Annotated in this window: 19 protein-coding genes and 1 pseudogene; 3 read left to right on the top strand and 17 right to left on the bottom strand. The window is 39.9% G+C overall.

Annotated elements, in window-relative coordinates; all coding sequences use genetic code 11:
• Positions 1–197: 197 nt before the first annotated feature.
• The 6 genes and pseudogenes from AC1DVK_RS14535 to AC1DVK_RS14510 form a co-directional block, all read right to left on the bottom strand.
• Positions 198–722, bottom strand: a pseudogene (locus tag AC1DVK_RS14535) (EamA family transporter); the annotation flags it as partial.
• Positions 723–762: 40 nt separating this feature from the next.
• Entirely contained in the window at positions 763–2,379 is a 1,617-nt protein-coding gene (locus AC1DVK_RS14530; protein ID WP_477626767.1) for an FMN-binding glutamate synthase family protein, read from the bottom strand.
• A gap of 47 nt (positions 2,380–2,426) precedes the next feature.
• On the bottom strand, positions 2,427–3,056 hold the full coding sequence (locus AC1DVK_RS14525) for an NAD(P)H-binding protein (RefSeq protein WP_089365033.1): 630 nt from the start codon (positions 3,054–3,056) through the stop codon (positions 2,427–2,429).
• Positions 3,057–3,704: 648 nt separating this feature from the next.
• A complete protein-coding gene (locus AC1DVK_RS14520; protein WP_089365032.1) occupies positions 3,705–3,887 on the bottom strand; it encodes a YolD-like family protein in 183 nt (60 codons plus the stop codon).
• A 447-nt stretch (positions 3,888–4,334) separates the two neighbouring features.
• Entirely contained in the window at positions 4,335–5,867 is a 1,533-nt protein-coding gene (locus AC1DVK_RS14515) for a flotillin family protein (RefSeq protein ID WP_410860907.1), read from the bottom strand.
• 17 nt (positions 5,868–5,884) lie between these two features.
• Positions 5,885–6,406, bottom strand: coding sequence for an NfeD family membrane protein (locus AC1DVK_RS14510; RefSeq protein WP_089364847.1), 522 nt, complete (start codon positions 6,404–6,406; stop codon positions 5,885–5,887).
• A 301-nt stretch (positions 6,407–6,707) separates the two neighbouring features.
• On the opposite strand from AC1DVK_RS14510, the gene AC1DVK_RS14505 reads away from it, so the two are divergent.
• The gene (locus tag AC1DVK_RS14505; protein ID WP_061463539.1) at positions 6,708–7,280 is read left to right on the top strand and encodes a biotin transporter BioY; all 573 of its coding nucleotides are present in this window, start codon (positions 6,708–6,710) and stop codon (positions 7,278–7,280) included.
• Between the two features lie 298 nt (positions 7,281–7,578).
• Here the strand turns inward: AC1DVK_RS14505 and AC1DVK_RS14500 are convergent, their stop codons facing one another.
• Positions 7,579–8,064, bottom strand: coding sequence for a YusW family protein (locus tag AC1DVK_RS14500; RefSeq protein ID WP_477626766.1), 486 nt, complete (start codon positions 8,062–8,064; stop codon positions 7,579–7,581).
• Positions 8,065–8,184: 120 nt separating this feature from the next.
• Positions 8,185–8,829, bottom strand: coding sequence for a PAQR family membrane homeostasis protein TrhA (gene trhA / locus AC1DVK_RS14495; protein WP_061463542.1), 645 nt, complete (start codon positions 8,827–8,829; stop codon positions 8,185–8,187).
• A gap of 157 nt (positions 8,830–8,986) precedes the next feature.
• Between trhA and AC1DVK_RS14490 the strand changes: the two genes are divergently transcribed.
• The gene (locus AC1DVK_RS14490; RefSeq protein ID WP_089364850.1) at positions 8,987–9,574 is read left to right on the top strand and encodes a DUF2087 domain-containing protein; all 588 of its coding nucleotides are present in this window, start codon (positions 8,987–8,989) and stop codon (positions 9,572–9,574) included.
• 64 nt (positions 9,575–9,638) lie between these two features.
• Here the strand turns inward: AC1DVK_RS14490 and AC1DVK_RS14485 are convergent, their stop codons facing one another.
• From AC1DVK_RS14485 to AC1DVK_RS14475, 3 genes are all read right to left on the bottom strand, one after another.
• Entirely contained in the window at positions 9,639–10,238 is a 600-nt protein-coding gene (locus AC1DVK_RS14485; protein WP_089364851.1) for a cell wall hydrolase, read from the bottom strand.
• 110 nt (positions 10,239–10,348) lie between these two features.
• Positions 10,349–10,924, bottom strand: a complete 576-nt coding sequence (locus tag AC1DVK_RS14480; RefSeq protein WP_410860912.1) for a GNAT family N-acetyltransferase — start codon at positions 10,922–10,924, stop codon at positions 10,349–10,351.
• Positions 10,925–10,964: 40 nt separating this feature from the next.
• Entirely contained in the window at positions 10,965–11,369 is a 405-nt protein-coding gene (locus tag AC1DVK_RS14475; RefSeq protein ID WP_089364853.1) for a secondary thiamine-phosphate synthase enzyme YjbQ, read from the bottom strand.
• Between the two features lie 186 nt (positions 11,370–11,555).
• Between AC1DVK_RS14475 and AC1DVK_RS14470 the strand changes: the two genes are divergently transcribed.
• Positions 11,556–11,924 (top strand): VOC family protein, encoded by a 369-nt coding sequence (locus tag AC1DVK_RS14470; protein ID WP_061463546.1) that lies wholly within the window; start codon positions 11,556–11,558, stop codon positions 11,922–11,924.
• Between the two features lie 44 nt (positions 11,925–11,968).
• Here AC1DVK_RS14470 and AC1DVK_RS14465 read toward each other — a convergent pair whose 3' ends face one another.
• The 6 genes from AC1DVK_RS14465 to AC1DVK_RS14440 form a co-directional block, all read right to left on the bottom strand.
• The gene (locus AC1DVK_RS14465) at positions 11,969–13,861 is read right to left on the bottom strand and encodes a PTS fructose transporter subunit IIABC (RefSeq protein ID WP_410860913.1); all 1,893 of its coding nucleotides are present in this window, start codon (positions 13,859–13,861) and stop codon (positions 11,969–11,971) included.
• Positions 13,862–13,865: 4 nt separating this feature from the next.
• The gene (gene pfkB / locus AC1DVK_RS14460; protein ID WP_284470481.1) at positions 13,866–14,786 is read right to left on the bottom strand and encodes a 1-phosphofructokinase; all 921 of its coding nucleotides are present in this window, start codon (positions 14,784–14,786) and stop codon (positions 13,866–13,868) included.
• Entirely contained in the window at positions 14,786–15,538 is a 753-nt protein-coding gene (locus tag AC1DVK_RS14455; protein ID WP_410860914.1) for a DeoR/GlpR family DNA-binding transcription regulator, read from the bottom strand. Before AC1DVK_RS14455 ends, pfkB begins: the two co-directional genes overlap by 1 nt.
• A 236-nt stretch (positions 15,539–15,774) precedes the next feature.
• Complete coding sequence (gene odhB / locus AC1DVK_RS14450) at positions 15,775–17,046, bottom strand: 2-oxoglutarate dehydrogenase complex dihydrolipoyllysine-residue succinyltransferase (protein WP_477626765.1); 1,272 nt, start codon at positions 17,044–17,046, stop codon at positions 15,775–15,777.
• Between the two features lies 1 nt (position 17,047).
• Positions 17,048–19,900, bottom strand: a complete 2,853-nt coding sequence (locus tag AC1DVK_RS14445) for a 2-oxoglutarate dehydrogenase E1 component (protein ID WP_089364858.1) — start codon at positions 19,898–19,900, stop codon at positions 17,048–17,050.
• A 364-nt stretch (positions 19,901–20,264) separates the two neighbouring features.
• Positions 20,265–21,032, bottom strand: a complete 768-nt coding sequence (locus tag AC1DVK_RS14440) for a dioxygenase family protein (protein WP_477626768.1) — start codon at positions 21,030–21,032, stop codon at positions 20,265–20,267.
• Between the last annotated feature and the right edge of the window lie 64 nt (positions 21,033–21,096).

Here is a 21,096-nt window from a genome sequence, read left to right as displayed (position 1 = left end):
TCCCCTCCAGATGCTCGCTTTCCTTGGTGCGGGCGGTGAGCCTCCTCGGCGTAAACGCCTCACCTGTCCCGCTGCTCCCGCAGGAGTCTCGCACTTCCGCTCCAATCAACCTTAAATAGTTTCGTTTTAAAAACAACAATCTTTACGAAAAGAGCCTAAAATATAAAACAGTGGGAAATGAATGCTTCCCACTGTTTTTAACGTTCAGCTGGTGTTTTCATTAATTGTTTTGATAAGTTGACTGATCTAATTTCACTAACAAATGTAGAGCCTAATAGTAATATCCCACCCAGCATTTGAACGATTGTCATTTGATCTAGCAAGATAATTGCAGAAATCAATATAGCTACAAATGGAGCTACATAACTTAGTATAGCTATACTCTGCGTTTTTGGTTTTTCCATACCAGGGAAAAATGACCAAAATCCAATCCCTGTATTGATGATCCCTAAAATTCAAATAAAAGGAGTGGAAGAACTTGATACTTCAAAAATACCAAAGCCTTCAGTAAGGAAAACATATGGCATTAGAAGTAATGTGGTTGTTCCAGGCTGAATGATGGTCAGCTCTAACTTTCCCATATTTTTAATAAATTTATTTAAAAGCAATAACGCTGCATAAAATGCAGCTGCGATTAATCCAAAGGAAATTCCAATAATATCATCTGATCTGGATGCACTCACGCCTTTTCCTACAATCATTAACATACCAATGATCGCTACAAATTTCGTTTTTCTTCAACATTTTTTTAAAAACAACTTTCTATTTCTCCACTTTTTCCTTATTTCTTAACTTCTCCACTTTTTCGGGAGTTAGGGTGATGTCCCGGACAGGGGAAACTCTTCCCCACTCATCCTTGTGAACGATGTGTTTTCGTTCAAATTTGGTCGGAGTATCTATACCTGCGGCAGCTGCAAGGTTAAATAGCCCCTCGCGAAGGGAAATCACGTAATTGGCGACTCGGTATTGTTTTTCCTCAATAACCAGACCATCCTGCAACTTTGAATCAGTTGTGGCTACTCCTGCAGGGCAATGGTTTGTATGGCAGATTTCAGCCATGATGCAGCCAACGCTAATCATAAAACCGCGGGCTATATTGACTAAATCTGCCCCCATCGCTAAAGCGACCGCCACTTTATCTGGAGAAGTCAGCTTGCCAGATGCAATCAGCTTGACCCTGTTACGTACACCATATTTTTTTAACATCTCATCTACAAGTGGCAAGGCTGACATAATTGGGAGTCCGACTGCATCTGCAAGCTCCTGATAGGTTGCCCCAGTTCCGCCTTCTCCGCCATCCACCGTGATAAAATCAGGCCCTTTACCTGTATCTCTCATGTTTTTCGTCATTTCCTCAAGTGCATCAAGATCCCCCACAACAATTTTGATACCGATGGGCTTTCCGCCTACATCCCTCATTCTTTCCACAAATTCGAACAATTCATTAAAATTCTTGAATTCATAGAACCGGTTAGGGCTATTGATCGTTTGGCCAGGTTCCACTAGGCGGATTTGGGCAATTTCTTCTGTCACCTTTTGCCCTTCAATATGCCCACCTCTGATTTTAGCACCTTGTGCCAGCTTAATTTCAAATGCCTTTACTTGCTCGATTTCACTTTTCTTCTTGAATTCTTCCCAGGAGAACTCCCCACCTGCTGTCCTTACTCCAAACAGTCCCGGACCGATTTGCATTATGATGTCGGGATTTCCGGAGAGATGATATTTGGAAAGGCCACCTTCACCAGTATTCATCCATGTTCCTCCTGCAAGCCCTAATCCTCTCGACAGTGCAGTGATGGCATTCTCACCGAGTGCACCGTAGCTCATTGCAGATTGTCCTACGAGCCCCTTTAATTTAAAGGGATTCCGGCATGTATCCCCTCCGATTATGACAGCATCCTCGTCTCGTAAAAAGTACGGTTCTATTTGTCTATCTTCCCGCTTCTCCTTTCTGGTCAATAGACCTTCCTCATCTACTTCATATACCTTTGTATTGATTTTTTGGCTATTATCTATTCTCAATTCTTCCCGCAGATTGGGAAACATACTATTTCGAATATAGTATCCAGCCTCATTGAAGTCACGTTCCGATCCAAATCCGATTAAACGCTCCTTATATTTTCCTGCTTTTACAACATCCTCGAATTCCTTTCTTGAGAAAGGGGTGCCTTCATTATTATTTTCAAATAAATATTGCCTAAGTTCAGGTCCTATTTGCTCTGTCATGTATCTAATTCGGCCTATTAGGGGGAAATTCCTCAGGATTGAATGTTGCTTTTGTGTATCATCCTTTCGGTACAAGTACGCTGCGGCCGCAACTGTCCCTAAAACGGCAGATCCTTTTAAAACTGTAGGAAGGTAATGTTTTAATTTGGACATTTTATCACCCTTTGCTTCTTATTTTTTGTGCAAGTTACTCGAGTAATCTATAATCTTTGGAGTGCTTCATCAATCAGAATTTCTCCAGAAGTTACATGGAACGTTTTATTATATACTTCTTTAGTATCCAGCGCTTTGACCAATACAGAAGCAATATCCTCCTTTGGTATCTCGCCTTTGTCATGCACAATTGATTGTCCAGCTTCAACTTTACCTATTCCCGGCTTATCCACAGGCATACTTGTCCGTATGACCGTATATGTAAGCTTTTCCTGTCTTAATAGCTCTTCTGAGTGGTACTTGACACCGTTTGTACTAGAATCTAAGCTCTCCATTTCTTTTGCTCGCATGGTGTTCATCAGAACAAAGCGCTTCACCCCATGTTTCTTAGCAGCCTCAACTGAGTCTATTACTGACTGATGGTCAACCAGTATTGGTTTGCCCTCCCCAGTCCGGGGACTGGCGCCACTCAGGTAGATCACTGCTTCACAGCCCGAAAAAGCACTGGAAAAATCCCTTTTTTCCAAAGAAACTACATCTCGTGCTCCAAGTTTAACCATTTCCTCAACTTTATTTTCTGCTCCTACCAGTGCTACCGGGTTATGGTGCCTGTCTGCCAGCTGTTTTACAACGTGCTCTCCGGTCATGTCCTCTGTTCCTATTACCAGAACTCTCATTTTAATACCTCCCTGCTAGTTTGATACTATCTATTTACCACTTTAAAGTTTAATGAAACAATTAAACGTCTTCGCCGTATCGGTAATTTTAACGATTCTTTGATAGTCCAATTTCTTCAGTGGAAGCAATTAGGCTTTTATTGAACGTACGTAATCTCAAAATTAATAATCTGACATCCATTATTACTGAAGCTGTAGGAACTAGATTAGTGATTGGAATTAAATAAGAACGAAACCCAACTACTCTGCTCATGTATAATAAATTGGGTTTGATTTGGGTAATTATATAAAACTATACATTAAAGATGATTATTTTCTGGGGAAACAAAACCCAAAATTATCTCTTAAAAATATTAATTTTTTATGTAATCACTCCATACATTCCATAGTTAATCGCACCCATACTTTCTTACGAACGCCATATTGAGGAATTCCGCACGAAGGATACTGGCATCTATAAAGTATAAAAACTTTTATCAATCTGGAAATGAGGGGCCCTATTTTTTTCAAAACTGAAAAATTACTAACTACAGGAATGCTAAACTGACCAGCTTTCCATATATGAAAAAAGAACCTCTAGTAATATACTAAAGATTCGGGATTAATAAATGTTTTGTAATTTTAATATGTTAAATGAAAGCAATTAAATTAATAGATTTCCATAATACGAGATAAACGAATAGAGTAAATCTTTTGATTTTCATCTTTTAAGGAAAGTGTTTGTTCATTAAGGTTAAGTTTATGCAATTGACCCTTGCATGTTTTTAATACTCCTTCTTTATAATAAATGATGGTCGTTATGCCCTTTTTTTTCAACGATTTCAAGATCATCTGATTATCTCCCTTCTGTCTATTCAATTATTAATTAAAATTGTATGATAAGTGGTGCAATACTATGAAATCAATTAGGATATGTATATTATACAATGAAAATCGTAAGCGTTTTCATTATTGTTGTGAACAATTTGTGAAAGATTGAACATTGGGATATTTTAGGGAAATTAGAGCAGGTTAGGCAATGGTAAAAATCCATGAAAAAAAATTTAAGTGAATCGGTATTGTATGAGTTGCAATTATTTTTTCGAGAACAGCAACTGGCTTTTGACAAGGATGAAAAATCGCTTTTCCACTAACCATAGGTGCTCCATAAGAAGCCTTATCATAATAAAAATTAAATGTTCTTTTTGTCCCTTTAGTATAGGAAATAAAATATTCTCCTATTCAAAAAAAGGTAAGAGCATATTTGTGCCCTTACCTTTCTACATTTATTCTTCACCGTTACTCTTCCTTGCTTGCTGCCATATTCATGCTCGCTTCGACATTCTCCTGGCTGATGGGGGTGAATGGTAAATTTCGTTTTCCTGAGAAATTCTCAAGCAAGTCTTTGACATCAATTCCCGAAGATGCCTTTAATGACTCTTGCAATGTTGCCATTAAATCCGTTGCATATCCTGTCACTTTATTAGCCCCGCCCTTTGCACCGCTTCCGCCTGTGTCCACTACAGTGATTTTGTCTATATTACTAAGCGGGCTAGCAACTTGTTTTGCATATTCAGGCAGCATTTTCAAAATCATGTCCATTACGGCGGCTTGCCCGAACTGTTCAAAAGCTTCAGCTATTTTCTGCTTGGCTTCTGCTTCTGCTACCCCTTTTAACCTGATGATTTCCGCTTCTGTCGTACCTTGTGCCCTTTGGGCGTCCGCTTTAGCAAGACCGTCCATTCGAACACGTTCCGCTTCCGCTTTGGCCATGGCTTCAATTTTATACTTATCGGCATCCGCTTCTGTAATCTGTTTCATTTTGTTTGCGGAAGCTGCCTGCTCTACCGCATAACGATCGGCATCCGCCTTTTTCTTCACTTCTGAATCATATTGCTTTTCACGGCGAAGGATTTCTTTTTCTTCCAGCTCAATCTGCTTCTGCCGTTCGATAATCCTGATTTGCATTTCCTGTTCGGTTACATCCTGTTTAGATCTGGCAGTTTCAAGATCGTAAGCTTGGTCAGCCCGTGCCTTGGCAATATCCTGCTCACGACGGAATTCCGCAACCTTTAGCTTGTTGATTTTTTCGGCTTCGGCTATTTCTGTTGCCCTTTCAAGTTCGGCACGCTGGGCTTCCTTCGAAGCTTCGGCTCGCTTGATTCGCGTTTCTTTCTCGGCATCGGCGGTAGCTATATCGGCATCCCTTTTCACTTGAGCAATCCTTGGCTTACCTAGCGATTCAAGATATCCATTTTTGTCACGAACATCTTTAATCGTGAACGATACGATGATGAGTCCCATTTTAGCCAAATCCTGCGAGGCTACCCTCTGTACTTCCTGGGAAAACTTTTCACGGTTTTTATAAATTTCCTCGACTGTCATCGAACCAAGGATTGAGCGAAGATGTCCTTCCAATACTTCCCGCGCTTCCTGTTCACGGTCATCTTTCGATTTACCAAGGAATTGCTCTGCTGCTGTGGCAATATCGGTGATTGAACCGCCAATCTTGATGATCGATACACCATCAGCCATGACAGGAACACCTTGTTCTGTATATACTTCAGGAGTCGAGACCTCAAGTTTGCTTGACAACAAGCTCAATGGTTCCGCTTGTTGGAACACTGGCAAAACGAAAGCACCTCCACCGCGGACGATTTTTATTTTATTTCCTGATTCGTCGATGTGGACATTCTTGCTGCCCAAGTAACTTCCAGTCACTATCAAGGCCTCATCAGGACCAGCAGTACGGTATTTCGTAACAAACACAGCAATAAGTGCGATTAATAAAAATGCAACAATGGCGACAACAATCCAAATTAAACTAAACATAAATGACCTCCTACCTCTTATTCATTCTCATGGGGCATGACATAGACAACCCCATTTTTAACTTCGATGATCAAGACTTTTGTATCCGAAACAATTCCTTCATTCTTATAACTGGCCGCAGTCTTCGCAATGCTCCCGCTGATGCTTTCGATTAAGACTTCCCCAAACCCATCAACCGGGACTGATGTCAGAACCCTGCCAACCCTGCCTCTCAGGTCATTGTCATGAAACGTTAAGCTTTCCTCCGCCGATGAGATGGGAATCAACACAAATACATTCAATAGGGTGACGATTGTAAATGAAATGAGCAGGGAAATCACGGCAATCATCACATCATTAAGTCCTGTAAGCGATTCAAGCAAAAAACCACTCGAAAAAAATACGGTCAAAAAACTAAAAATGAGGGTTGGATTTAATATATCCGGTAATTCCAGGCCAGAAAATATATCATTAAACAAGATAAATAGGAATGTTAGCCCCCCGAATATAATTAATCCATATAAATAGACTGTTTCTAATGGAACTCCAAATAACTCCATCTCTTTCATCCTTTTAATTTGATTTTTCTTTACCGCTTACTACTATTAAGACCTAGGATAAGCGTTTTAACTACCTTTTGAAAGACATATGGCAATGATCCCCCCCATTTACTTCACTTACCATTAATACGAATGACGTTACAGAAAGTTTCATTTTTTTTCCAGGTTTTACGAACCTGGGCAACAACTAGGCCCTTATAAAATAAAATTCATAATATCATTGACAGTGTTTACTTATCATATTAAAATTCTTTATATGTTAACTCGTTTGATAACCAGGTTTACAATAGGGGGAAGTACGATGAGGGAAAGTCACGAGAAATTAAGAATGATGATGGTTACAGCCTTATTTGCAGCACTTATAGGGATCCTTGCCCAAATTACAATTCCACTGCCGTTAGTACCGATTACAGGACAGACTCTAGCTGTTGGGCTGGCAGCCACTATACTAGGTTCACGTTATGGAACCTCTTCCGTTTTATTATACTTGTTCATAGGAGCTGCAGGAGTACCAGTGTTCGCTGAAATGTCTGGAGGACTAGCTAAGATATTCGGTCCGACTGGCGGTTATTTATTATCCTATATCCCGACAGTTTATATTACCGGGCTGATATTGGAAAAAACACGTTTCTCAGTTGCAATGGCTTTCCTTGCAAATATAATCGGGATGTTCATAACGTTGATCATCGGTACGATTTGGTTGAAATATATGAGCTCATTATCATGGACAGTTGCATTTGCCAGCGGTTTTGCCCCATTTATAATCGTAGGCATTTTAAAAGCATTCCTTGCATCTTGGCTTGGGATTACGATCCGTTCAAGGTTAGCATCAGCTAATATGCTCCCAAAAAAAAATACACCACTTTCCCAATGATGCAAATGGGTAAATGAAAGAGAGGGTGCCGCTTGCGGTACCCTCTCTTTCATCTTGTTACTTTTTCAGCCATCATTTTCAATCACTTGCACAAAAAAAGAATCTTAGAAAAAGACTCTTTTTTTACAAGTATTTATTACGGTCCTATCCCCATAAGTCCGAATATGAAAAGCAAATGTATGTTATCCCCTTTGCTAACCGTAATCATTTTACTATAGTTACCGCAATTTGACAACTATTGAAGAATCGTGAAAAGGCTACCATTTATAACTTAAGATAATATAATAAATGGATTTAGTTATTTATTATTCACTTTATATTCTTTTTTCGTACCATCATCGAAAACGACCTCTAAATCGAATTCTTCATAGGCATCCTTCAAATCAAAAACACTTGTCACTTCTTGAATGACTTGTTCATCTGTTGAATCTTTGGTGAATGTCAATTTATCTAAAATCGGTGTTAATTCTTTCATTGCTTCATCACCGTGAACTTCATGTTTGTTTGATTTATCTTCGATTGAAGCTTCTGTTTGGGCTCCCATGGTATCATATTCAGCTTCGTATTCGTTATCAGTTCCCACATAATCAACTTCTAATTGAAAATCCTTGAAAGTGAAAGGCACCTTTTCATTATTATCCGTTCTTGTTTCAGGATTTGTTTCCGTTTGATTTTCATTCTCCTGAACCGGTGGATTTTTCACTTCATCGTTTTCTCCCCCACACCCGGCCAAAACAAGCATGGCGGCAAACGGAACAGATAATATTTTGATCGATTTTCTCATTATTAGCCATTCCTCCCTAATCATCTGTATACTTATTGATTACCTAAAAGGGGTCATTCAAAACTACAGGAATCTTTCAGGTATCATAAGATCGATCAAGTAAAGAATCACTAGAAGTGATCACAGAGGAAGGATATAAAACAATACTGCAAAAAAATGGGTGGCAGAACCCCCAAGCACAAAAACATGCCAAACGGCGTGATGAAACGGAAAACCGCGCCATACATAAAAGATAGCTCCAAACGTATAAAGCAAGCCCCCTGCTATCAGTAACTGGATACCTTCTGAGGGCATCGCTGCTGTAAGAGGTCCCCAAACGATGACGATCATCCACCCCATCGCAATATAAAGAAGCGTCGAAAGGAATAGGAACCTTTTAACATAGAAAGCTTTGAAGACGACGCCGATGATTGCAACTCCCCAAATTATTCCAAGCAGTGTCCAGCCTAGTGAGCCTTGAATCACAAGGACCATGATGGGCGTGTATGTTCCTGCAATGAATATATATATGGCTGAATGATCAAAGATTTCGAATATATCCTTTGTTTTCCCCTCTGGAAAACTATGCACTAATGTGGATGAGACATATAAAAGAAGCATGGAAGCGCCATAAATGACTGAAATGACTACATGCCAAGGCGATCCTTTTTGGACTGAGAATATTATTAAAAACACAAGAGCGACGATACTCAACAAAACACCAACACCATGGGTTATCGCATTGACCACTTCTTCTTTTTTTGTATAAACATGTGTATTAGCCATATTACAGCTCCTTAATCCAGATAAAAATTTTCAACATTCTCCTAAATTATACATCATATTTTCCAAGCAATATAGAAAAGTGAATATAGCTTGATTAACACCACTAATTAGATTATCATCTAATTAGATAATAATCTAATTAGTTAGGGGGATAAAAGTGCAATTAGAAAAGTTGGTCGCTTTCCATAAAACGCTTGGTGATGTGACCAGGATTAGGATTATATCCATTCTGGCAAACGGTCCAAAACACGGACAGGCTCTTGCGGGAATATTAAAATTGACTGCCCCAACCATTTCACACCATTTAACGAAATTGAAGGACATTAATTTAGTGAAGGATCGGAGAGAAAAAAATACGGTATATTATTTTTTGAATGAAGATGTCCTAGAGCATTATTCTTCAGCATTACCTAAAATCATTTCAAATAAGGGGGACTCCAGTAAATTGGATAAACAAAAGCTGATTTTAGAGCATAAAAAGATCCTTGAAAACTTCTTTACACAAGATGGTCGACTAAAAACCATACCAGCACAAAGAAAGAAGAAAATGATCGTTCTTCATCATATTGCAGGCCTTTTGGAAAAGGGACGTAAATATCCAGAAAAAGAATTGAATGAATTCATCCAGTCATTCCATGATGATTACGCAACGATAAGACGTGAACTCATTATCGGAAGCATCATGTACCGGGAAAACAGCATTTATGAACTGAATCCCCGCGAGATGTGGGCTGAAATCATTTAAGAGTTAGTTTTAAACATGAAAAACCGGCCTCCCTAGTTGGTGAGACCGGTTCTTGAAATGTAATTTATATGGCAAAATGGTGGCCACCAATGATTTTGATTACCTCTAATTGTTTCATCCATTTGCTGTCCGAAATACTGGGATTCCAAAAATACAAGGCATCATTTGTGTAGCCATGAATTGCCAATGCTTCATTGACAGCCTTCTTGGCATCATCTCCGGCTGCTTTGTTTATACTGCCATCAGCAACGGGCGAGAATTGGTTTTTTTGATAGATCACTTCCCGGACCGTATCAGGGAATTCTTTGCTATCAAGGCGATTCAAAACTACTCCTGCCACCTCGACCTTTCCTCTATAAGGCTCCCCTTTGGCTTCTGCATGCACAAGCCTTGCTAATAATTCTTTATCTTTTTCATTCATTACATGTGGAATAATCAATGTTTTACCAGGTTCTGCAACATTATTTACATTATTATTGACTTCTTTTAACTTTTTGATTGGGACACCATACCGCTTTGCAATATCCCATATCGATTCACCTTGTTTAATGACATGTTTGGTTGCTCCATCAGAAGCCATACTGGTCGTTCCCTTAGGAATAGCTATCCCAAGTACGATGACACTTAGAGTCATTATCACGGTTATTAATACTGATAATTTCATCTTGTAACCTCCTCGTTAAGCATCTTCCTAGGATAACAGACCATATGGGAGAAAACAGTGCTAAATTTTTCCCAAGGAAATCAAGGAAAATTTTTCACGGGTCAATTAACTTAGAAATTTTGAAGATTCCCACTCCATTCCTCACGTAGTATACCCATTCTGATTGAATCATAATAATAACCATCATAATAACGGCATTTTCTCATTCTTCCCTCTATTTGCATGCCTACCTTTTCCCCAACAGCCATCATACGTTCATTACCTGACCATGTCGTCAGTCCAACCCGTTCAATCTCCAAGTTTTCGAATAAATAGTCTATGAACATCATTAACGCTTCTGTTCCATACCCGCCATTCCAATACTTTGGCTCAAAAATCGTGATCCCTATTTCCAGCCAACGAGAGGGTTCATGTTCCCAGTAATATACAACAGAACCTATTATTTGATCGTTCTTTTCCATTAATAGCTCGGAGTAAGCCCCCATTTTTCCATCATTGGTTCTGTGCTTCGTTTCTTTATCGATATACGTATGGTAATCCATGAGTTCAATAGGATAGTAAGGTGCATCCCACTTTTTCCATTCTGGATTGACTTCTCCATATTTCAGGCTCCATAAACGTTTTAAATCGGCTTGTTTAACGTTCCTCAATATTACTTTTCTTCCTTTAATCCAAACATCGTCCAATCCTCTTCCCCCCACTTATTCCAGTATGTCCCCCCCTGTTTTAGCGGTCGACACATAATTTAATAAAATATTGCCTATCTCTGGGACCATCGAATTCACAAAAGTATATCCCTTGCCATGTACCAAGAATTAAACTTCCCTTATGGATGATCACCTGTTGTGAAGAACCAACCGTACTTGATTTCAAATGGGCAGCCGTGTTTCCTTCCTTATGTAAATCCAATGTATGATTCCATGGGTATTGCTCATCCAATCTTCTTAGCATATCCTTTTTGACATCGGGATCTGCATTTTCATTAATTGTGATCCCTGCTGTCGTATGCGGACAATATATAAGAGCTAACCCCTGTTGTATCCCGTTTTCATTGATGAATGCTTGCACTTCTGCCGTAACATCAATCATATCATCCCTTTTAGTTGTTTTTAAGGTGTTTTTCTTCAGCATGTACGTCCACTCCTTTATCCTTTTAAAACCCCTTTACCCATAAACATGACATTTATGCTTTAATACACGATTCAAGAACCAACGATAAGCAAAACCGATCGATGGCGATTTAAAAAATAAGCTATTTTTATTGATTTTTTTATTTTAATATTGGATATATAAGTAGCCAAGAGGGGGTAGAAAAAAGTGGGTTTCATTTTTAAAGCAATCGATCATTTCCAATTAGCATCTCCCAAAAATACCGAGGACCAATCAAGGAAGTTTTTCAAAGAGATTCTAATGTTTCGGGAAGTGGATAAGCCTGCATCCTTAAAGTCAAGTGGCGGAGTATGGTTCGAATCAGGATCGATCAAAATTCATGTTGGAACGGAAGATCAGTTCATTCCCGCGAGAAAAGCCCATCCAGCGCTTGAAGTAGAAAATCTTAGAGACTTTAAACAACATTTAATAACTAATCGTGTTTCTTTTACAGAAGATAAAAGGTTACCTGGGGCGAACCGCATCTATATATCCGATCCCTTCGGCAATCGGATTGAAATTTTGGAATGGATATAATAAAAGCGGGTCCATAAAATTGGACCCGCTTTCTTCATTATTTATTATTGTTGTTTCTTTTTCCAGAATCCCAACATTAAAGCGGTAATGAGGGACCCTATTAAAATGGCCAGCAAATAGAGAAAAGGATGGTTGACAAGGGGGATGACAAAAATTCCTCCATGTGGTGCTGGCAGAGTTACACCAAAAGCCATTGACAGGGCTCCTGCTGTCGCTGCCCCTACTACACTGCTGACGATAACGCGCAATGGATCCGCCGCCGCAAAAGGAATGGCCCCTTCTGTAATGAATGAAGCACCCATGAAATAATTTGTGAATCCAGATTTCCTTTCCGTTTCACTGAATTTGCTTTTAAAGAATGTAGTTGCAAAGGCAATCCCGAGCGGAGGTACCATTCCACCTGCCATGACGGCAGCATGAGGCCCGAAACTATGAGCTTCAATAGCTGCAAGTCCGAAAGTGAAAGCTGCTTTATTCAGGGGTCCACCCATATCTACAGCCATCATACCTCCTAGAATCAATCCAAGCAAAATAGCATTCGTACCTGATAAACCTTGTAGCCAGTTGGTTAAGCCTGTGTTAACTGCGGTTACTGGCCCATTTATAACAAATATCATGATTAAGCCTGTAATTAACATGCCGAATACAGGATAGAGTAAAACCGGTTTAATGCCTTCTAGTGTATGCGGTAACCTAGAAAACAGCTTTCGTAAAAATAAGACGACATAACCTGCAAGGAAACCGGCGATTAGTCCGCCAAGAAAACCGGCATGAGCCTGTGCTGCCAATAATCCCCCTACCATACCGGGAGCAAAACCAGGACGGTCGGCTATACTTGAAGCAATGAATCCAGCAAGGACTGGGACAAGTAAGAAGAATGCACCACTAGTTCCCCCGCCAATATCACTTAATGCTTTGGCAATGGGATTATAATCAGGATTTGCCGGATCGGCTGCCTGGATCCCAAAAAAGAAAGAAAGCGCAACCAAGATTCCGCCACCGACGACAAATGGAAGCATATTACTTACCCCATTCATTAAGTGCTTGTAAATCCCCAATCCTCCTTTTGCTGAATCACCCTCATCACTTTTATCATTTCCAGTTCCTTTGTAAACAGGTGCATCCTGATTCATGGCTCTGGTTAACAGCTCCTCGGTCTTCCGGATCCCATGGGCAACAGGGACAATAATGACGTGTTTACCATTAAAACGATCCATTTCCACCTGCTTATCCGCTGCAACGATAATCGCATCCGCCTCATCAATTTCTGCAGCGGTTAAACCATTTTTGATTCCTGTCGATCCATTTGTTTCCACTTTGAAATCGATTCCCATTTCCTTCGCTTTGGCCTTTAATGCATCAGCAGCCATATAAGTATGGGCAATTCCTGTTGGACAAGCTGTAACGGCAAGGATTTTCCCTTTGTTGTTACCGCTGGCAGCATCACTTGATTGCTGCTCTTCTTTTTCTTCTTCATCTGCTTCCATCTCTTTTTGATTGATGATCTCTAACACTTCTTCACCAGAAGAAGACGAGATCAATCGGTCTCTGAATTTTTCATCCATCAGTAATGAAGAAAGCCGGGAAAGGGTTTCCAAGTGATCCGCATTCGCTCCTTCACTTGCTGCAATCATAAAGAACAGATGAGCTGGCTGACCGTCAAGCGATTCATAATCCACTCCATTAACCGATTTTCCGAAACAGATGGCAGGTGTCCTTACAGCATTTGTTTTAGCATGTGGTATCGCTATCCCTTCACCAATCCCTGTTGTGCTTTGTTGTTCACGTTTTAAGATAGCGGCTTTGAAAGCCTCCACATCGTTTAACCTGTCAGCCTCGGCTAACTTCCCTGACAGTTCATCAATGACAGCTTGCTTTGTAGCACTTTGTAGATTGATTATGATTGTATCCAATTTCAACAAGTCTGTAATTTTCATAAAGTCAGCCTCCTGTTAGTTGATTGATATCAATTTGCGGTAATAACTCTTCGATTTTATCCAATGTACCAAGATCTGATGAAAAGGCTGTAGCACTTCCTGCTGCAAGACTGAATCGGAAAGCAGATAAAATATCCTCTGTCTTTTCATATGTCCCGATGAAACCGGCCACCATCGAATCACCGGCACCCACTGAGTTGAGGACTTTCCCTTTTGGCACATTAGCGGAATATGACTCACCACCGGAGCAAAGCACAGCACCCTGTCCTGCCATTGAAACGATAACGTTTTGTGCTCCTGATTGAACCAATTTAGAACCGTATTCGATAGCATCATCAACCGTTCTAATTTCAGTAGAAAAAAGTTCACCCAATTCATGGTGATTAGGCTTTATCAAAAATGGCCGATACGGAAGGACACTCAGTAATTCCCTCCCACTCGTATCCACCACCACCTTAATGCCATTATCAGAACAAGACTTTGCCATAGCTTCGTATACATCCGAAGGGACGCTTGGAGGGATGCTACCTGACAAAATGAGAATATCATTATTTTTCAACTGTTCAATCTGACTAAATAATTGTTGATAATCCCCTTTTGAAATAACTGGCCCTTGGCTATTGATTTCAGTCTCCAGCCCTGTTTTCAATTTAATGTTTATTCTTGTATCTCCTGTTATCTCTGTAAAATCCGTGAAAATCTCTTCCTGTCTTAAAAACCTTTTTACAAATTCACCTGTTTGTCCACCTATGAAACCTAAAGCTGTCGTACTATTTCCAAGCCTTTTAAGCATCCGGGAAACATTAATCCCTTTCCCTCCAGGGAATTTGGCATCATAACTAGTTCGATTCACCTTGCCCATTTTAAAACTCTCCACCTCGACCAGATAATCGATGGATGGGTTAAGTGTCACTGTATAAATCATTAAATGGTCACTACCTTTACCTTTGGATTTTTATGGAGCTGAGCAACAGCCTCTTCATCATTGCTGTCAGTAAGGATTATGGCATCGCTTACATCTGCCACCTTAGCGAAAGTAGCTTCATTCAATTTTGTACTGTCAGCAAGCACGTAGGATTCGTTAGAGAGTCGTAATGCCATCTTCTTCAGTAGAGCTTCTTCCGGATCTGGTGTTGTGAAACCCAATTCTTGATGGATGCCGTTCATTCCCAAGAAACATTTATCGAAACGGTATTCATTCAAAAATTGTACAGCATTACTTCCTATAACCGCATTTGTCGAGAATTTAATCGTTCCGCCCACTAAGACTGTTTTGATTTCCAATTCAATAAGTTTTGGAATATGCATAAGACCATTTGTCATGACCGTTATATTCTTATCCTTTAAGTAAGGAATCATTTCTGCAGTGGTTGTGCCTGCATCAAGATATATACAATCATTTTTCTCTATGAATGAAGACGCAAGCTTTGCAATCAGTTGTTTTTCAGCTATTGCTTTGTTTTGCTTTTCTATAGTCGTTGGTTCAAGGCCTTTTCTTTGAAGTAAAGAGGCCCCGCCATGCACGCGTTTCAAGAGCTTCATTTCTTCGAGTTGCACTAAATCTCTCCGAATGGTCGACTCCGAAGCATGTAACTGATCTACAAGCTCCTGAAGCTTAATCGTTCCCTGTTCTTTAAGGATCGATAAGATGAACTGGTGCCTTTCTGTTGTCAACAATCAATCCCACCTCACTTTAATATCATCATCATATATGAAAACAAAGGAATAATCAATCACAAACGTTTAAAAATATTCAAATACATTCAAAAATACCTCCAAAAACATTCACAACAGAGACAAACCCTTTGCATGACCCCATTATCTTTTTTTCAATGAAAATATGCCTTTCAGTTAAACTCATTCACAAAAAAAACCCCCCATGTCATTATGACATGGGGGGTTTTCATGATTTATTAGCCTTGAAGTAAAAGTTGTTCTGGATCTTCTAGCATATCTTTGATAGCTACTAAGAAACCAACCGCTTCTTTTCCATCAACGATACGATGATCGTAAGATAATGCAAGGTACATCATTGGTCTGTTTTCGATTTGATCTCCAACAGCGATTGGACGCGTCTTAATTGTATGCATGCCCAAAATCCCAACTTGAGGGGCATTCAAGATTGGTGTAGATAATAGGGAACCGAAAGTCCCTCCGTTTGTGATGGTAAAAGTACCACCAGATAAATCTGAAAGTCCCAGTTTGTTGTTACGCGCTTTAACAGCCAAATCAGAAATGTTCTTTTCGATTTCAGCAAAGCTTTTGCGGTCAGCATCCCTTACCACCGGAACGACAAGACCTTCATCAGTGGATACGGCTACACCGATATCATAAAAGTTCTTTTTCAGGATATGGTCGCCTTTGATTTCTGCATTCAATAACGGATATTTTTTCAATGCGCCAATGACCGCTTTAGTGAAGAATGACATGAAACCAAGTTTAACATCATTTGTTTTCACGAAAGAATCTTTATGGCGGCTACGCAATTCCATGACTGCAGAAAGATCGACTTCGTTAAAAGTAGTAAGCATGGCTGCTTCGGATTGTACTTGAACTAGACGTTTGGCAATGGTTTGACGACGGCGAGTCATCTTAACCACTTCAATGCGATCATCATTCACTTCAACAGGAGCTGCTGCTTGTTTAGCTGCAGGAGCTTGTGTTGGAGCTGCAGCAGCTGTCACAGGTGCATTATTTGTTGCTGCTTCAACATCTTGTACACGTACACGACCTAGTGGATCGACTACAGGCACTTGAGTCAAGTCAATTCCTTTTTCACGAGCCAATTTCCTTGCAGCTGGTGAAGCAATGACTTGTTGATTGGATGATGCTTCTTTCGTTTCAGCTTTAGGAGCCTCTTTAACAGGAGCAGCTTGTTCCGCTTTAGCTGGTTCTGCTTTGGCTACTTCAGCCTTAGGAGCTTCCGCTTTTGGAGCTGCTGCAGCTGACCCATTTTCATCAACGATAGCGATAGCCTGTCCAACTTGGACAGTATCGCCTTCTTCTGCTAATTGTTCCGAAAGAGTACCCGTATAATCTGAAATGATTTCCACGTTTACTTTATCCGTTTCAAGTTCAAGGACATATTCGCCTTTTTCAACATGATCACCGGGTTGTTTTAACCATTGCGCAATAGATCCTTCAGAAATTGATTCTGCTAATTCAGGTACTTTTACTTCAGCCATTTTATTTCTCCCCCTCATTATTGCGTGTAATTGCTTGAGTCATAATCCGTTGTTGTTCATTTTTATGGACAAGCGGATCTCCCTCAGCCGGGCTTGATCTGCGCTTCCTTCCTATATATGTCACTGAAAGATTCCCAGGAGCCGCTGCATTAAGGCGAGGTTCAACAAATGTCCAAGCCCCCATGTTCTTAGGTTCTTCTTGAGCCCAGAAGATTTCTTTAAGATTTGTATATTTTTTCAAAGCTTCTTGAACGCCAGTGAACGGGAATGGATAAATTTCTTCGATACTGATGATTTGCAACCAGTCCGTTTTTTGTTCAGTTGCCGCTTTTTCACGAAGTTCAACCGCCAATTTACCTGATGCAAAAACAATGCGTTCAACCGATTTAGGTTTTTTGCCTAAAGCTTTAGTTTCAACGAATGATTCAAAAGAGCCTTCACTGAATTCTTCAGCTGTAGAAGCCATCACTTGATTACGAAGCATACTCTTCGGTGTCATGATGACAAGCGGACGAACTTGCTCTTGATCCAAAATCTTAGCTTGTCTTCTAAGGATATGGAAGTATTGAGCTGCCGAACTTAAGTTAGCAACTGTCCAGTTGTTTTCAGCCGCTAATTGAAGGAAACGTTCTAGGCGTGCACTTGAGTGCTCTGGCCCTTGTCCTTCATAACCATGTGGAAGCAGCATGACAAGACCTGATTTTTGACCCCATTTTGCACGGCCAGCCGCAATGAATTGGTCAAAGATCACTTGTGCTGTATTTGCGAAGTCACCGAATTGGCCTTCCCATAATACTAGTGCCTCTGGAGCAAATACATTATAACCATATTCATAAGCTAGAACTGCCGTTTCAGTAAGCGGGCTGTTATGAACAGCGAAAGAAGCTTTAGCAGTTTCAAGTGTGTGAAGTGGTGAATATGTTTTTCCATTAACACTGTCATGTAACATGATATTACGTTGAGCGAATGTTCCACGCTCTGAGTCTTGTCCTGTCAAACGGATTGGAGTACCGTCACTCAATATGGATGCAAATGCCAATGTCTCGGCATGAGCCCAATCAATTTTACCGTCAGCACCAAAGGAATCCAAGCGACGTGATAAAATCTTACCTAACTTTTTATTAGGAGTGAATCCTTCCGGCCACTTAACAAGTTCTTCGTTAATTGAAACCAGTTCTTGTTTCGGAACAGCCGTTTCAATGGCTGGAAGTCCTCTTTCAATAATCCCAGGAGGATTACATTCCTTAGAAGCTTCCGGTTTATTTCCGGAAATTTTCGCATATGCATCCGCAAGCCTTGTATCCACTTGCTCAGCAATTGCTTTAACTTCAGCTTCAGTGAACTCACCAGATTGAATGAGTTTCTTCCCATAAAGCTCTTTGACAGTTTGGTGCTTATGAATTAATGCATACATTTCAGGTTGAGTCACCAATGGCTCATCCATTTCGTTATGGCCGAAACGTCTGTAACCGATCAGGTCGATCAAGAAATCCTTATTGTATTTTTCGCGATATAGGTTTGCAAGGTTCACCGCAGCCATACATGCCTCTGGATCATCTGCATTCACATGTACGATCGGCACTTCAAAGCCTTTTGCCAAATCACTGGCATATAGAGTTGAACGTGAATCTTCACTTTCCGTTGTGAAACCAATCATATTATTGGCGATGATATGGATAGCGCCGCCAACTTGATAACCGCGTAAACGGCTTAAGTTAAACGTTTCAGGAACAATACCTTCACCTGGGAATGCTGCATCACCATGAATCAGGATTGCAAGTGATTTGGAAATGTCTTGGACAGGGAATCCTTTTTCTGAACGGTCTTCTTGTGCCGCACGAGAATACCCTTCCACGATTGGACCGACTACTTCCAAGTGACTTGGGTTATTGGCAAGTGTAACCCTTGCTTTTTGTATGTTAGCATTAGTAATCTGTTTATCCAGACCTAAATGGTATTTAACATCACCAGTCCATCCGTTGTTAATGCCTGTTGAACCTTCGGAAGGAACCAAATCTTTATTAGGTGAATGTTGGAATTCAGAGAAAATGACCTCATATGGCTTTCCTAGTACGTGTGCAAGCACATTCAAACGTCCCCGGTGAGCCATGGCAATATTCACATTCCCTGTTCCATTTTGAACAGTTTGTGAAATCATTTCATCTAAAATCGGCACTAGGGCGTCTAGTCCTTCAATGGAGAAACGTTTTTGCCCCACATATGTGCGGTGAAGGAATTTCTCGAAACCTTCAACTTCATTCAATCGCTTAAGTAATAGTTCTTTTTTCTCTTTAGCCACTTCCGGGAACATTTTTCCGGATTCGACCATATCAGTAAGCCATTGCTTTTCGTCCAAGTCATTAACATGGTGAAATTCAAAGGCTATCGTTTTTGTATAAAGTTGTTTTAGGTATTGAACGGCTTCGTATCCGTCTTTCACGTTTTCAGGTGATTCTGGACAAATTAAGTCAGCCGGTATTTTCCTTAAATCATCTGCGGTCAATCCATATTTTTCAAAGTGAATTTGTTCCGTATCTAGAGCTTCTTCTTTTAAAGGATAAATATTTGCTGCAAGATGTCCGTATGCACGGATGTTTTCTGCTAACGTAACTGCAGACATTATTTTCTTCATTGGAAGAACTTCTCTAGTTTGTACAGTTGGTGCACTTCCGATTGTTGTTTCAGCCGATACATCGAATGAAGGAGGACCTGATACTTCAAAAAAGTTTTTCAGTTCCGGATCTACTTCTTCCGGGTTGGCTTGAAATAGATCGTATTGCTCCATGACATACCCAAGGTTTGGACCTGAAAAAGTTTTCCATGGGTCGTATGCCTTAGCGTCCTTGATGGTCATTTTGTAAACCCCCAAATTTTTCTCATAATTTTTTGCATTTCGTTTTATCTATCCCCAAATTCTTTCTTCTAAATTTTCCCCAAAAATATGATATATAATTAACAACTTTGGTTATTGAATAATAAAATTTTAAAGGATAAAACGTTTTCAGATGTTATATTAACATGTTTTTGTCGAAATATCCAAAGGTTAAACAACTTTATGCAACCTTTTTTAAACTATATTTTTGTTTAATTCGTCAAATTACGCTTTAAATTGACTTTTTTGCTCATTTAAGCCTTTTTTTCGCTAAAAAAAGATTTTTGTATTTTTGTATATCGTTTATATTTCAGGTATATTTAACTAGACTGAAACCCCTTACAATTCAATCAAACTTCCAAGCTGTTAAACTCAGATTGCCATATTGAAATGTTCTGTGAAGGAGAGCCGATTTTTTGTTGATATCTCCTGCTCCCATTGCGATGATCAATGGAATGAAATGCTCTTTGGAAGGCACAGCATCTGTACTATAAGGAGCGATTTTTGCATAATTAAACAAAGATTCCAAATCCCATTTCATGATTTTCTCTTCAACCCAGTTCTCAAAGTTGATTGCCCACCCCTCTGCAACATGCATATCCTTCTGAATATGGGTGAAATTATGGACAATTCCACCGCTCCCGATGATTAAAACATTACTTTCCTTTAATTCCCTCAATGTTCTCCCGATTTCATACTGCTTGTCCAATGGAAGTGCAGGATTAATGGACATAGATACGATCGGGATGTCAGCTTCAGGATACATAATGTGCAAAAGCCCCCATGCTCCATGATCTAGGGGGCGCCTTTCATCAAGTTGCCCCCATACACCTATCCTCGACAATAAGGTTAAAATTCGATCGGACAGCTCCAGGCACCCCGAAGCAGGATATGTTATCTGAAATATTTCTTCAGGATACCCTGCAAAATCATAAATGACTTCATGCTTCCCTACCGCTGAAATCATCTGATCTTCACTTTCCCAATGTGCTGACAAAATAACGATGGCAGTTGGTTTTTCCATACCCTTCATATAATCCTTCAAAAAAGAGGTGTAGCTATTTTTTTCCAGAGCTAATAAAGGTGTTCCATGTGATAAAAACAATGATGGCATCATAGAAACGATAAATCCTTTCGCAAAAGTAATCTAATCTCTTATCTTATACCTTAAATTACTT

Source organism: Peribacillus sp. P4_B1 (genome assembly GCF_056402395.1).
This window is presented reverse-complemented; position numbering and strand designations above follow the sequence as displayed.